Annotated in this window: 11 protein-coding genes; all 11 read left to right on the forward strand. The window is 60.7% G+C overall.

The genetic code is table 11. The features are described from left to right. The first annotated feature begins 38 nt into the window (after positions 1–38). Complete coding sequence (locus ABVN21_RS20410) at positions 39–1985, forward strand: methyl-accepting chemotaxis protein (protein WP_339554236.1); 1947 nt, start codon at positions 39–41, stop codon at positions 1983–1985. Between the two features lie 162 nt (positions 1986–2147). Further along, positions 2148–3890: a protein-disulfide reductase DsbD gene (locus ABVN21_RS20415; RefSeq protein WP_339554237.1), complete on the forward strand. Its 1743-nt coding sequence runs from the start codon at positions 2148–2150 to the stop codon at positions 3888–3890. A 132-nt stretch (positions 3891–4022) separates the two neighbouring features. After that, the gene (aroQ, locus tag ABVN21_RS20420) at positions 4023–4478 is read left to right on the forward strand and encodes a type II 3-dehydroquinate dehydratase (RefSeq protein WP_034149718.1); all 456 of its coding nucleotides are present in this window, start codon (positions 4023–4025) and stop codon (positions 4476–4478) included. 24 nt (positions 4479–4502) lie between these two features. Then, positions 4503–4964, forward strand: coding sequence for an acetyl-CoA carboxylase biotin carboxyl carrier protein (gene accB / locus ABVN21_RS20425; RefSeq protein ID WP_339554238.1), 462 nt, complete (start codon positions 4503–4505; stop codon positions 4962–4964). Between the two features lie 17 nt (positions 4965–4981). Then, positions 4982–6340 (forward strand): acetyl-CoA carboxylase biotin carboxylase subunit, encoded by a 1359-nt coding sequence (gene accC / locus ABVN21_RS20430; protein ID WP_034149716.1) that lies wholly within the window; start codon positions 4982–4984, stop codon positions 6338–6340. A gap of 199 nt (positions 6341–6539) precedes the next feature. Further along, positions 6540–7418: a 50S ribosomal protein L11 methyltransferase gene (prmA, locus tag ABVN21_RS20435; RefSeq protein WP_339554239.1), complete on the forward strand. Its 879-nt coding sequence runs from the start codon at positions 6540–6542 to the stop codon at positions 7416–7418. A gap of 30 nt (positions 7419–7448) precedes the next feature. Further along, complete coding sequence (locus ABVN21_RS20440) at positions 7449–8705, forward strand: DUF3426 domain-containing protein (protein WP_339554240.1); 1257 nt, start codon at positions 7449–7451, stop codon at positions 8703–8705. 185 nt (positions 8706–8890) lie between these two features. Continuing rightward, positions 8891–9901 carry a tRNA dihydrouridine synthase DusB gene (dusB, locus tag ABVN21_RS20445; RefSeq protein WP_034149713.1) on the forward strand — a complete coding sequence of 337 codons (1011 nt, stop codon included), beginning with the start codon at positions 8891–8893 and terminating at the stop codon, positions 9899–9901. Then, positions 9898–10218 (forward strand): DNA-binding transcriptional regulator Fis, encoded by a 321-nt coding sequence (gene fis / locus ABVN21_RS20450; RefSeq protein WP_015093301.1) that lies wholly within the window; start codon positions 9898–9900, stop codon positions 10216–10218. The genes dusB and fis overlap by 4 nt, the downstream gene beginning before the upstream one ends. A gap of 81 nt (positions 10219–10299) precedes the next feature. After that, positions 10300–11907, forward strand: a complete 1608-nt coding sequence (gene purH, locus ABVN21_RS20455; RefSeq protein ID WP_339554241.1) for a bifunctional phosphoribosylaminoimidazolecarboxamide formyltransferase/IMP cyclohydrolase — start codon at positions 10300–10302, stop codon at positions 11905–11907. Between the two features lie 153 nt (positions 11908–12060). Next, positions 12061–13356: a phosphoribosylamine--glycine ligase gene (gene purD / locus ABVN21_RS20460; protein ID WP_339554242.1), complete on the forward strand. Its 1296-nt coding sequence runs from the start codon at positions 12061–12063 to the stop codon at positions 13354–13356. Positions 13357–13414: the final 58 nt, after the last annotated feature.

The raw sequence follows: 13414 nt of genomic DNA on the forward strand, positions 1-13414 counted from the left end.
ACTTCAGGCGCTTACCATTCTGCCGTTGGTAGACCGCAATGCGCCTTAAGCTGCTGACCAATCTCAACACCCTCCTTTTAGTTGCCGTGTGCGTGGCCCTTGGCGCCACGCTCTGGTGGTCGCAAAAGGCCCTCGAACGCCCCTATCTGTTAATGGAGCGTTACCTGGGCCTGTCCCAGCAGTTTCAAAATGAAGTGGCACGCAATATCGAGGATTACCTCGCCAGCGGCGATGCCCTGCGCCTGAGCAGCGCCAGCCAGGCCATCGACAGCCTGCAAAAAGAACTCGGCGAACTACCGCCGGCATTGGCGCAAACCTTGCGCCCGAGCCTGTCAAACCTGGGCGAATTCAGCAAAGCCGATTTGCTCGCTGCCGGAAAACTGGCGGGCGACCCGCAAGCCCTGTTGCTGCAGGCCGAACGAGAGCTCGGCGCCAGCCTCGATCAACTCAGCCAGTACGCCAGTGGCAACGCAACATACCTGACACCGCTGCTCGCCGCGTCCCAGCATTTGGGCAAACTGTCGCTGGCCCGGGACAAACTGGTCAGCAGCGGTCGCAGCGAACTGGCCGCCGACGTCGAGCGCGAAGTCGCCAACATCCGCACCCAGGCTGGACAACTGGACGCCTTGCCGTTGCTCGGCGTGGCCGCCAGCAGCGAATCGAACACCGATGATTTCGCCGCGATGATGGGCCTGGAAAACACCGAGAAAACCGTCGCGGAAGACGCCGGCGTAGGTTTCAAGCGTGAGCTGAACAGCCTGCTCACTCGCTATCCGGCGGAACTGGCGCGCACTCGCGAGCAAATCCAGAAACGCACCGATCTCAGCGCCGCGACGCATCTGAAAATCACTGCGGTGCAGCAGGCCATCGCCGGTCTCGAACCGGTGGTGCGTGCCCAGCACGGGCAAATCCAGAGCGAAGTGCGGCTGATGCAGGGCGTGATGATCGGCCTGATCTTGCTGATCGCCTTGCTCATCGACACCCTGCAACGGCGCCTGGCGCGGACGTTGACCAACCTGGCGCCGGCCCTCTCGACCTGGGCCGAGGGCGACTTCAGCCGGGACATCGAACTGGGCAAGAGCAACCGCGAACTGCATGACATCCAGGCCTCGCTCAATCGCCTGCGGGCTTATCTGGTGGACTTGGTGGGGACCATTCGCCTCAATGCCGAACAGGTCGCCGGCAGCAGCCGAACCCTGGCCGAATTGAGCAACGACCTGCACAGCGGCGCCGAGCATCAGGCTGGCGACACTGCGCTGATCCGCGATTCCCTCGGCGAACTGGAAGCCACCATCCAGCAAGTGGCCGGCGACGCCAGCCAGGCGGCCGATGCCAGCCGCCATGCGGGGCTGGCCGTGGAGCACGGACAGAAAGTCATCGGCCTGAGTCTCACCGGCCTTCATGCGCTGGTGGGTGAAGTGCAAGGCAATGCGCAGATGATCGAACACCTCGCCGAAGAGTCCGCGACCATCGGCGGTGTGTTAACCGTGATCCGATCGATTGCCGACCAGACCAACCTGCTAGCCTTGAACGCCGCCATCGAAGCGGCCCGTGCCGGCGAAATGGGCCGTGGTTTTGCCGTGGTGGCGGAAGAAGTGCGCTCCTTGGCGCAACGCACCGCCGGCGCCACTGCCGAGATTCAGAATTTGATCGCAGGCCTGCAAAGCGCCGCGCGGCAATCGGTCGAAGGGATGCGCGCCCAGGTCGCACATGCCGAAGCCACCGCCAACCAGGCGCAAGCAGCTGACGGCGCTCTGGATAAAATCGTCGGGGCAATCCAGACCATTTCCGACACAGCGGTGCGCATCGCCGATGTCACCGCTCAGCAGAGTGGTGCCGTCAGTGAGATCCGCGACCACAGTGAGCGAATCCATCAATTGGGTGGGGATAACTTGCTGCGCATTGGTGAGGGGCGCGAGCAAGGGGAGAACCTGCTGGTGTTGGGCGGGCGTTTACACACAGCCGTCCAAGCCTTCCGCGTCTGAAAGATCGCCATCGCTGGCAAGCCAGCTCCTACAGGACTACACCATACCCGTAGGAGCTGGCTTGCCAGCGATGGCGTCGAAACATTCACCATAAAACTACCCGCACTGCACACCGGCCCGACGTCCGCTATCATCCCTCCAATTCCGATACGCGAGATTGTCATGCGCCGTTTGCTTTGCCTGCTGCTTTTAGTATTCGCCCTGCCGGTCACCGCCGCCGGGTTGCTGGAGAGCCGCCCCAGTTCGACCCTGGGCTCGATCAACAACAGCGCCGACTTCCTGCCGGTGCGCGAAGCCTTTCAGTTGAGCCTGGTAGAAAGCACGCCACAATCGATCAAACTGCGCTTCGTCGCCACGGAAGGCTACTACCTCTACCGCCACCGCTTTCAGTTCCGCGCCGAGCCGGCCGATGTCGTCCTCGGTACTGCGCAATTGCCTGACGGACAAAAAAAGCACGATGAGTACTTCGGCGATGTCGAGGTCTATCACGGCATTCTCGACGTAGAACTGCCCCGCAACGATCAACGCCCGTTCACCCTGGCCGTGACCTATCAAGGCTGCGCCGACAAAGGCTTGTGCTATCCACCGGAAACCGAGCGCCTGAGCATCGCTGGCGACGGCGCAACGACAGCCCATGATTGGGGCTGGCGTGAACTCGCGCTGTTTTTCCTCGCAGGCCTTGGCCTGACCTTTACCCCCTGTGTATTACCGATGCTGCCGATCCTTTCCGGCGTGGTGCTGCGCGGCCAGGTCGGTGGTTGGCGCGGATTCAATCTCTCTTTGGCCTATGTGCTGCCGATGGCTATCTGCTTTGCATTGCTTGGCGCGCTGATGGGAATGTTCGGCGCGCAACTCAACCTGCAAGCGCGCCTCCAGTCGGCCTGGGTGCTGGTGCCGTTCGCGATGTTTTTTGCGCTGTTTGCCTTGGCGATGTTCGGTGTTTTCGAACTGAAGTTGCCGCATGCGATCAGCAGTCGACTGGACCGCATTGCCGGGCGTACCGAAGGCGGTTCACTGTGGGGTGCGGCGGTGCTGGGCGTGGTGTCCAGCCTGCTGGTTTCGCCCTGTGTCTCGGCGCCGCTGGCCGGTGCACTGCTGTACATCAGCGCCAGCGGCGATGCATTGGGCGGTGGTTTGAAACTGTTCATGCTCGGCCTCGGCATGGGTGCGCCGTTGTTGCTGGTGGCCACCGGCGGTGCTGCGTGGTTGCCGAAAAGCGGACCGTGGCTGATCTATGTGAAGAACGCGATTGGCGTGTTACTGCTTGGGTTGGCGATCGGTTTACTCAGTCGAGTCATGCCAGGACAAATCACCTTGCTGCTGATCGGTTTGCTGGCCGGCGGCGTCGGCTTGTTCATGGGCGCGCTGGAGTTCGTCTACAAACCACCACGCAAACGCCTTGGACAACTGCTCGGGATGTTCCTGCTGTTTTATGCGCTGGCCTGTTGGTACGGCGCATTCAGTGGCCAGACCGATCCGTTCAACCCGATCGGTCAGCCGCGCATGGTGGCTGGCAACGAACCAACGCAGAACCCTAACGCCTGGCAAACCATCAGCACTCCGCCAGACCTTGACCGCGTACTCGCCGAAGCCCGCGCCTCCGGCACTCCGCTGCTCCTCGACTGGTACGCCGACTGGTGCATCAGCTGCAAAGTCATCGAACATGAAGTGCTCGGCGATGCGATCGTCGTCGAACGTCTCAAAGGCTATCGGCTGATCCGCTTCGACATCACCGCCAGTAACGCCGAACAACGCGCCCTGCTCGACCGCTACAAGTTGTTCGGTCCTCCCGCATTGATGTTTTTCGGCAAGGACGGCGTCGAACGCGCCGATGTGCGGGTCATTGGCGAGATCAACGCCGGGGACTTCGCCGAACGTGTCGCCAAAGCGAATGACCGGATTTAATCAAGCAGTCACATATTTCGCGCAAACATCGGTAATCGTGCTGGCTATTGCAGAGAACTGGACAGTCACAAAGTCTTTGCGGCATAGTCGCCGGGTTCTGACAAATGCACACAGATAACAAAGGAACCGCCGATGGCGACGCTACTCGTTCTGCACGGACCCAACCTGAACTTGCTCGGCACCCGTGAACCGGGCACCTATGGCGCTACCACGCTGGCGCAGATCAACCAGGACCTGGAACGCCGTGCCCGCGAATCCGGCCACCATTTGCTGCACCTGCAAAGCAATGCGGAGTACGAATTGATCGACCGCATCCATGCCGCCCGCACCGAAGGCGTGGACTTCATTTTGATTAACCCGGCAGCTTTTACACATACAAGTGTCGCATTACGTGACGCGCTGCTGGCGGTGAGCATCCCATTCATCGAAGTGCATTTGTCTAACGTGCACAAACGCGAACCTTTCCGCCATCACTCTTACTTCTCGGACGTAGCGGTGGGAGTGATCTGCGGCCTTGGCGCCAGCGGTTATCGACTGGCCCTGGAGGCCGCCCTGGAACAGCTTGAACAACAAGTTAACCGCCCCTGACCGACCCTTGGGAGTTGATGATTCATGGATATCCGTAAAGTTAAGAAACTGATCGAATTGCTGGAAGAGTCCGGCATCGACGAGCTCGAGATCAAGGAAGGCGAAGAGTCCGTACGCATCAGCCGCCATAGCAAGACCCCGGCTCAGCAGTACTACGCACCGGCTCCAATGCCGGCTCCGGCTGCCGCGCCTGCCGCTGCCGCCGCTCCGGCTGCTGCCGCCCCTGCTGCTCCAGCCGCACCTGTGTTGAACGGCACCGTTGCCCGTTCGCCAATGGTCGGTACGTTCTATCGCAAATCTTCGCCAACCTCGCCGTCCTTCGTTGAAGTCGGCCAGACCGTGAAGAAAGGCGACACCCTGTGCATCGTTGAAGCCATGAAGATGATGAACCACATCGAAGCTGAAACCAGCGGTGTGATCGAATCCATCCTCGTCGAAGACGGCCAGCCGGTTGAGTACGACCAACCGCTGTTCACCATCGTTTGAACCGCGGAGAGCCTTTGATGACTGCGAAGTTGGAAAAAGTTCTGATCGCCAACCGCGGTGAGATCGCACTGCGGATTCTGCGCGCCTGCAAAGAGATGGGCATCAAGACCGTCGCCGTTTATTCCAAGGCTGACAAGGAACTGATGCACCTGGGCCTGGCAGACGAATCCGTCTGCATCGGTCCGGCATCGGCCGCCCACTCCTACCTGCACATCCCGGCCATCATCGCCGCGGCCGAAGTGACCGGCGCCACTGCCATTCACCCAGGCTACGGTTTCCTCGCGGAAAACGCCGACTTCGCCGAACAGGTCGAGAACTCCGGCTTCGCCTTCATCGGCCCGAAAGCTGAAACCATCCGCCTGATGGGCGACAAGGTTTCGGCCAAGCACGCCATGATCGCTGCTGGCGTACCGACTGTTCCGGGTTCTGACGGCCCGCTGCCGGAAGACGAAGAAACCGCTCTGCGCATCGGTCGCGAAGTGGGTTACCCGGTGATCATCAAAGCCGCTGGCGGCGGTGGTGGTCGCGGCATGCGCGTTGTGCATAAAGAAGAGGACCTGATTTCCTCGGCGAAACTGACCCGCTCCGAAGCAGGCGCGGCGTTCGGTAACCCGATGGTCTATCTGGAAAAATTCCTGACCAACCCGCGTCACGTGGAAGTGCAGGTTCTTTCCGACGGCCAGGGCCATGCCATCCACCTGGGCGACCGCGATTGCTCGCTGCAACGTCGTCACCAGAAAGTTCTCGAAGAAGCGCCGGCACCGGGCATCGACGAGAAGGCTCGCCAGGAAGTTTTCGCTCGCTGCGTCAAGGCGTGCATCGACATCGGTTACCGTGGCGCAGGCACTTTCGAGTTCCTGTACGAGAACGGTCGCTTCTACTTCATCGAGATGAACACTCGTGTCCAGGTAGAGCACCCGGTTTCGGAAATGGTCACCGGCATCGACATCGTCAAGGAGATGCTCAGCATCGCCGCCGGCAACAAGCTGTCGTTCACCCAGGATGACGTAGTCATCCGCGGTCACGCGCTGGAATGCCGGATTAACGCCGAAGACCCGAAAACCTTCATGCCGAGCCCTGGCACGGTCAAGCACTTCCACGCTCCAGGCGGAAACGGCGTTCGCGTCGATTCACACCTGTACAGTGGTTATGCCGTTCCGCCGAACTACGATTCGTTGATCGGCAAGCTGATCACCTACGGCGCAACCCGTGACGAAGCCATGGCGCGCATGCGCAATGCGCTGGACGAGATCGTGGTCGACGGGATCAAGACCAACATCCCGTTGCACCGCGACCTCACCCGCGACGAAGGCTTCTGCAAAGGGGGCGTGAACATTCACTACCTCGAGCACAAGCTGGCTGGCGAGAAGCACTAAGCTTCGACCCTGCACCTGACAAAGCCGCCTTCGGGCGGCTTTGTTGTTTCTCAATATTGCCGCGCACCTCTCTCGCCTCAAGACATTTGTCCACATCAGAACACTGCCACCCGGTCGTCATCTGCGCCGCGCTCGCGTAAACTTGCGCGCTTCTCGCAGCCCGCTAGGCTGCAATCAATATTTTTCAAAGGTGCCCGCCATGCCTTGGCTGCAAGTCCGTCTCGCCATCAGCCCAGAACAAGCCGAAACCTACGAAGACGCTTTCCTTGAGGTGGGCGCCGTTTCGGTCACCTTCATGGACGCCGAAGATCAGCCGATCTTCGAGCCGGAACTCAACACCACGCCACTGTGGTCGCACACGCACCTGCTGGCCTTGTTCGAAGGTGGCACTGAGCCTGGCCCGGTATTGGCCCACCTGGAATTGCTAACTGGCAGCCCGTTGCCGGAACACCACAGCGAAGTGATCGAAGACCAGGACTGGGAACGCAGCTGGATGGACGGATTCCAGCCAATGCGCTTTGGTCAGCGCCTGTGGATCGTGCCGAGCTGGCATGCTGCGCCGGAACCTGACGCGGTCAATCTGCTGCTGGACCCGGGCCTGGCCTTCGGCACCGGCACCCACCCGACCACCGCACTGTGCCTGGAATGGCTCGACGGTCAGGACCTGAAAGACTGCAATGTGCTGGACTTCGGCTGCGGCTCGGGGATTCTGGCGATTGCCGCCCTGCTGCTGGGCGCCAAGGAGGCCGTGGGCACCGACATTGATGTCCAGGCACTGGAAGCCTCCCGCGACAACGCCGGGCGCAATAACATCGCCGATGAACGCTTCCCTCTTTATCTGCCGGAAGATCTGCCGCAGGTTCAGGCCGACGTGCTAGTGGCCAATATCCTCGCCGGTCCGCTGGTGTCCCTGGCCCCGCAACTGTCCGGCCTGGTCAAGTCCGGCGGGCGCCTGGCGCTGTCAGGCATCCTCGCCGAGCAAGGTGATGAAGTCGCCGCCGCCTACGCTAAGGACTTCGATCTGGACCCGATTGCCAATCGCGATGGCTGGGTGCGCATCACAGGCCGTCGGCGCTAGAATGGACGCCTGCATAAACCGGATCGCCGCATGACCGACAGTTTCGTCACTCAGTGCCCGCATTGCCAAACCAGCTTCCGCGTCAGCCATGCTCAATTGAGCGTGGCGCGCGGGGTCGTTCGCTGTGGCTCATGCTTGCAGGTGTTCAACGCCGCCAAGCAATTGCTTGAGCAAGCCGGCAAGGAGCCGGTCGCACCGGTACCTGCGGCCGTCGTTGAAGTACCGGATCCAGTAGAACCAAAGGCCATCAGTCAAAAACAATGGTCCGCCGCCGAACTGGACCTGGACACTCTGGACCTCGACGAAGAGCTCGCCCGCCTCGAACAGCGGGAAATCCAGCCGACCACTGAATTTGGTCGACACCGCGAAGACTCGCTCAGCGCCCGTCGCGATAGCGTCGATACCGACGAAGAGCCATGGTCCGACAGCCTGTTCAGCGAATCGGCTGCCGATCGTGCGCAAACGGCCGAGAACCTCGACGCCCTCGATGCGCTCGACGAGCCGGAAACGGCTATCGAGCCGAGCAAAAGCGCCCGCACCGAACCTTCGCTGTCGTTGTCGCTGGAACCCATCGAGCTGGACGACGAAGAACAGCCGCCACAACTGCGTCTGCACGACCCGCTCGACACGCCACTTGCTCATGAACGTTTGTCGGCAACGACTGCCGATGAGATCGACGACGACCTGCCTTCGGTCGAGCCCTTGCGCAAACGGCGCGAACGCAACGAACCCGGCGTTCGCGCTGACGTATTGCAGGACCTGACCGACGATCCGCTGCAACTCGACTGGCAAAGACGCCGCTCGCCATGGGCCCGCCGGCTTTTCTGGCTGCTGTTGGTCCTGCTCGGCGCCGGTGCTCTGGCCGGTCAATACGTGGCATACCACTTCGACGAACTGGCGCGACAAGACCAATACCGCCCGTGGTTCCAGCAGCTTTGCCCGCAAATCGGCTGCACCGTGCCCTCTAAAGTCGACATCGCGAAAATCAAAAGCAGCAACCTGGTGGTCCGCAGCCATCCGGAATTCAGCGGTGCGCTGGTGGTCGACGCGATCATCTACAACCGCGCGCCCTTCTCCCAGCCGTTCCCGCTCCTGGAATTGCGCTTCGCCGACCTCAATGGCCATCTGATTGCCAGCCGCCGCTTCAAGCCCGGCGAGTATCTCAACGGCGACCTCGAAGGCATGGTGGAAATGCCGCCGCAAACGCCGATCCACATTGCACTGGATATTCTCGATCCAGGCGCCAAAGCCGTGAACTACAGCCTGAGCTTCCACTCTCCCGAGTGAAACGGTTCACCGCTCCTGCATCGACGACGGCTTTCTGGCCTCGTCCGCTCGAACCAAACCGCTGGCGATAACAGAATAACTGTTCAGATTTTGTTCAATTCAGCCTTTATCCAGTCATCGAGAGCGGGTATCATGCCAACCCTTTTTCGAACTCTCATGATCCGGCCCCACAACAGGGAAGTCCTATGTCGGCGGTACGCATCGGTCCATACACATTACACAACGGCTTGATTCTCGCCCCGATGGCGGGCGTCACCGACCAACCCTTTCGTCAGCTGTGCAAGCGATTGGGCGCGGGGCTAGTAGTCTCGGAAATGGTCACCAGCGACATGAGTTTGTGGAATACCCGCAAATCGCGCATGCGCATGATCCACGAAGGTGATCCCGAGCCGCGCTCGGTACAGATCGCCGGTGGTGACGCGCAGATGCTGGCGGATGCGGCCCGGGCCAACGTAGAACTGGGCGCGCAGATTATTGATATCAACATGGGCTGTCCGGCGAAGAAGGTCTGCAACAAGGCTGCAGGCTCCGCACTGTTGAAGGATGAAGCACTGGTCACCGAGATCCTGCAAGCCGTCGTGGCTGCGGTTGATGTGCCGGTGACCCTGAAGATCCGTACCGGCTGGGACCGGGACAACAAGAATGGTTTGACGGTGGCGAAGATCGCCGAACAGGCAGGCATTACGGCGTTGGCGGTCCATGGCCGCACCCGTGCCGATCTGTACACCGGTGAAGCCGAGTACGACACCATTGCCGCGATCAAGCAGGCGGTGTCGATGCCGGTCTTCGCCAATGGCGACATCGATTCGCCAGAAAAGGCCCGATACGTGCTCGACGCGACCGGTGCCGACGGCCTGCTGGTTGGCCGGGCTGCCCAGGGGCGGCCATGGATTTTTCGCGAGATCGACCATTTCCTGCGTACCGGCGAGAAACTCCCGGCGCTGGATTTGATCGAGGTGGAACGCATTCTGCTAGAGCATCTGGCTGCGCTGCACGCCTTTTATGGAGACGTGATGGGCGTACGCATTGCTCGAAAGCATGTGGGCTGGTATCTCGCAACCTTGCCGGGCGCCAGGGAGTTTCGCGCCCACTTCAATCGTTTGGAAGATACGGAAGCACAATGCGCCAACGTTCGGGGCTTCTTTGCCGGGCGTTACAAGAGCCTGACAGGGGACGGAGAGTGGGTGGCCGCATGACGATGATGACCGAGACTTTAGTGAGTGGAACAACACCCGTGAGCGACAACGTAAATTTGAAACAGCACCTCAATACCCCGAGCGAAGAAGGTCAGACCCTTCGCGGGAGTGTCGAGAAGGCGCTGCACAATTATTTCGCCCACCTTGAGGGCGCGGCCGTCACGGATGTGTACAACCTGGTGCTCTCCGAAGTCGAGGCTCCCCTGCTCGAATGCGTGATGAACTACGTCAAGGGCAACCAGACCAAGGCCAGCGAGATGCTCGGACTGAACCGGGGCACGCTGCGCAAGAAACTCAAGCAGTACGATTTGCTGTAAGCATTCAATCAAACCAGAAAGGCGCCCGCGTAAAACCGGTCGCCTTTTTTGCTGACTCCTTTGCTTTTGATGGAAATTGAAATGACCGACCAGACTACCCGCCTGCCGATCCGCCGCGCCTTGATCAGCGTTTCCGACAAGACCGGGATCCTTGAATTCGCCAAAGAACTTGAAGCCCTTGGCGTCGAGATCCTCTCCACTGGCGGGACGTTCAAGCTGCTGCAGGACAACGGCGTTGCCGCCGTGGAAGTCGCGGATTACACCGGTTTCGCGGAAATGATGGACGGTCGGGTGAAAACCCTGCATCCGAAAATCCACGGCGGGATCCTCGGTCGTCGCGGTATCGACGACGCCATCATGAACGAGCACGGCATCAAGCCGATCGATCTGGTTGCGGTCAACCTGTACCCGTTCGAAGCCACCATCAACAAGCCAGGCTGCGACCTGCCGACCGCCATCGAGAACATCGACATCGGCGGCCCGACCATGGTTCGTTCGGCAGCCAAGAACCACAAAGATGTGGCCATCGTGGTCAACGCCAGCGATTACGCCAGCGTCCTCGAAAACCTGAAAGCCGGCGGCCTGACCTACGCTCAGCGTTTCGACCTGATGCTCAAGGCCTTCGAACACACCGCCGCCTACGACGGCATGATCGCCAACTACATGGGCACCGTGAATCAGGCAGCTGACACCCTCAGCACCGAAGGTCGCAGCGAATTCCCGCGCACCTTCAACAGCCAGTTCATCAAGGCCCAGGAAATGCGCTACGGCGAGAACCCGCACCAGAGCGCGGCGTTCTACGTGGAAGCCAAGCCAGCCGAAGTGGGTATCGCCACCGCGACCCAGCTGCAAGGCAAAGAGCTTTCCTACAACAACGTGGCCGACACCGACGCCGCGCTGGAATGCGTGAAGAGCTTCGTCAAACCGGCCTGCGTGATCGTCAAGCACGCCAACCCGTGCGGGGTGGCCGTGAGCCCGGACACTGAGGGCGGCATCCGCAAGGCCTACGACCTGGCCTACGCCACCGACACCGAATCCGCCTTCGGCGGCATTATCGCCTTCAACCGCGAACTGGATGCTGAAACCGCCAAGGCCATCGTCGAGCGCCAGTTCGTCGAAGTGATCATCGCCCCGTCGGTCAGCGAAGAAGCCCGCGCCATCGTCGCCGCCAAAGCCAACGTGCGCCTGCTGGCCTGCGGTGAGTGGTCCGCTGACCGCGCCGCTGCCTGGGACTACAAGCGCGTCAACGGTGGCCTGCTGGTGCAGAGCCGCGACATCGGCATGATCAGCGCCGATGACCTGAAAGTCGTGACCAAACGCGCTCCGACCGAACAGGAAATCCACGACCTGATCTTCGCCTGGAAAGTCGCCAAGTACGTCAAGTCCAACGCCATCGTCTACGCCAAGAACCGCCAGACCATCGGTGTCGGCGCCGGTCAGATGAGCCGCGTGAATTCGGCGCGTATCGCTGCGATCAAGGCTGAACATGCTGGCTTGCAGGTAGCCGGTTCGGTGATGGCTTCCGACGCATTCTTTCCGTTCCGCGACGGCCTGGACAATGCGGCCAAGGCGGGCGTGACTGCCGTGATCCAACCGGGTGGTTCGATGCGTGATGCTGAAGTGATTGCTGCGGCCGACGAAGCAGGCATTGCCATGGTCTTCACCGGCATGCGTCACTTCCGTCACTAAGCACACGGTCCACTGTAGGAGCTGGCTTGCCAGCGATAGCCTCCCCTCGGTCTAACTGACAAACCGAGTTGCCTGCATCGCTGGCAAGCCAGCTCCTACAGAAAAGCGCCCCTACGGTGCTCAACAGAATTAGCGTCATCCGAGGTTTTTGAAATGAATGTTTTGATCATTGGCAGCGGTGGGCGTGAACACGCCCTGGCCTGGAAAGTGGCTCAGGATCCGCGAGTGCAAAAAGTTTTCGTGGCTCCGGGCAATGCCGGCACCGCCATCGAAGCCAAGTGCGAGAACGTCGCCATCGATGTACTGGCCCTTGAGCAACTGGCGGATTTTGCCGAGAAAAACGTTTCCCTGACCATCGTTGGTCCGGAAGTGCCACTGGTCGCCGGCGTCGTTGACCTGTTCCGCTCCCGTGGTCTGGATTGCTTTGGTCCGACGGCTGGCGCTGCTCAGCTGGAAGGTTCTAAAGCTTTCACCAAGGATTTCCTGGCACGCCACAAGATCCCGACCGCCGACTACCAGAATTTCACCGAGATTGAGCCGGCCCTGGCTTACCTGCGTGAAAAAGGCGCGCCGATCGTGATCAAGGCCGATGGCCTGGCCGCCGGTAAAGGCGTGATCGTTGCCATGACCCTGGCCGAAGCCGAAGACGCCGTACGCGACATGCTGGCGGGCAATGCCTTCGGCGACGCCGGTTCGCGCGTGGTCATCGAAGAGTTCCTGGACGGCGAAGAAGCCAGCTTCATCGTCATGGTCGACGGCAAGAATGTCTTGCCGATGGCCACCAGCCAGGACCACAAACGTGTCGGCGACGGCGACACCGGCCCGAACACTGGCGGCATGGGTGCCTATTCCCCGGCTCCGGTGGTCACCAACGAAGTACACCAGCGCGTCATGGATCTGGTGATCTGGCCGACCGTGCGCGGCATGGCCGAAGAAGGCAATGTCTACACCGGTTTCCTGTATGCCGGTCTGATGATCGACAAGGCTGGTAACCCAAAAGTCATCGAATTCAACTGCCGTTTCGGCGACCCTGAGACCCAACCCGTGATGCTGCGCTTGCAGTCGAGCCTGGTGCTCCTGGTCGAAGCCGCCCTGGCGCAGGCGCTGGACAAAGTTGAAGCGCAATGGGATCCACGCCCGAGCGTCGGCATCGTCCTGGCCGCTGGCGGCTATCCTGGTGACTACGCCAAAGGCGCGGCCATCAACGGTCTGGATGACGCCGCGGCACTGGAAGGCAAAGTCTTCCACGCCGGCACTGCACTCAAGGACGGTCAAGTCGTGACGGCCGGTGGTCGGGTGCTGTGCGCCACTGCCATGGGCGTCAGCGTCGATGCCGCGCAACAGCAGGCTTACAAACTGGCGGCCAAAATTGATTGGGAAGGCTGTTTCTATCGCAAGGACATTGGCTACCGCGCCATTGCCCGCGAACGTGGCGAAAGTCAGGAATAAGGTAATCATTCCGACAGGCAAGGGTCTCGACCCTTGCCTGACTATTCCGGCGCCGCGC

This window comes from Pseudomonas sp. MYb327 (assembly GCF_040438925.1).
Classification (GTDB): domain Bacteria; phylum Pseudomonadota; class Gammaproteobacteria; order Pseudomonadales; family Pseudomonadaceae; genus Aquipseudomonas.

What these genes read in the sequence shown, in the direction of transcription:
- ABVN21_RS20440 (WP_339554240.1), top strand. Translation starts at nt 7,449, where the DNA reads ATGACCGACAGTTTCGTCACTCAGTGCCCGCATTGCCAAACCAGCTTC.
- purH (WP_339554241.1), top strand. Translation starts at nt 10,300, where the DNA reads ATGACCGACCAGACTACCCGCCTGCCGATCCGCCGCGCCTTGATCAGC.
- ABVN21_RS20410 (WP_339554236.1), top strand. Translation starts at nt 39, where the DNA reads ATGCGCCTTAAGCTGCTGACCAATCTCAACACCCTCCTTTTAGTTGCC.
- accB (WP_339554238.1), top strand. Translation starts at nt 4,503, where the DNA reads ATGGATATCCGTAAAGTTAAGAAACTGATCGAATTGCTGGAAGAGTCC.
- prmA (WP_339554239.1), top strand. Translation starts at nt 6,540, where the DNA reads ATGCCTTGGCTGCAAGTCCGTCTCGCCATCAGCCCAGAACAAGCCGAA.
- accC (WP_034149716.1), top strand. Translation starts at nt 4,982, where the DNA reads ATGACTGCGAAGTTGGAAAAAGTTCTGATCGCCAACCGCGGTGAGATC.
- dusB (WP_034149713.1), top strand. Translation starts at nt 8,891, where the DNA reads ATGTCGGCGGTACGCATCGGTCCATACACATTACACAACGGCTTGATT.
- fis (WP_015093301.1), top strand. Translation starts at nt 9,898, where the DNA reads ATGACGATGATGACCGAGACTTTAGTGAGTGGAACAACACCCGTGAGC.
- aroQ (WP_034149718.1), top strand. Translation starts at nt 4,023, where the DNA reads ATGGCGACGCTACTCGTTCTGCACGGACCCAACCTGAACTTGCTCGGC.
- ABVN21_RS20415 (WP_339554237.1), top strand. Translation starts at nt 2,148, where the DNA reads ATGCGCCGTTTGCTTTGCCTGCTGCTTTTAGTATTCGCCCTGCCGGTC.
- purD (WP_339554242.1), top strand. Translation starts at nt 12,061, where the DNA reads ATGAATGTTTTGATCATTGGCAGCGGTGGGCGTGAACACGCCCTGGCC.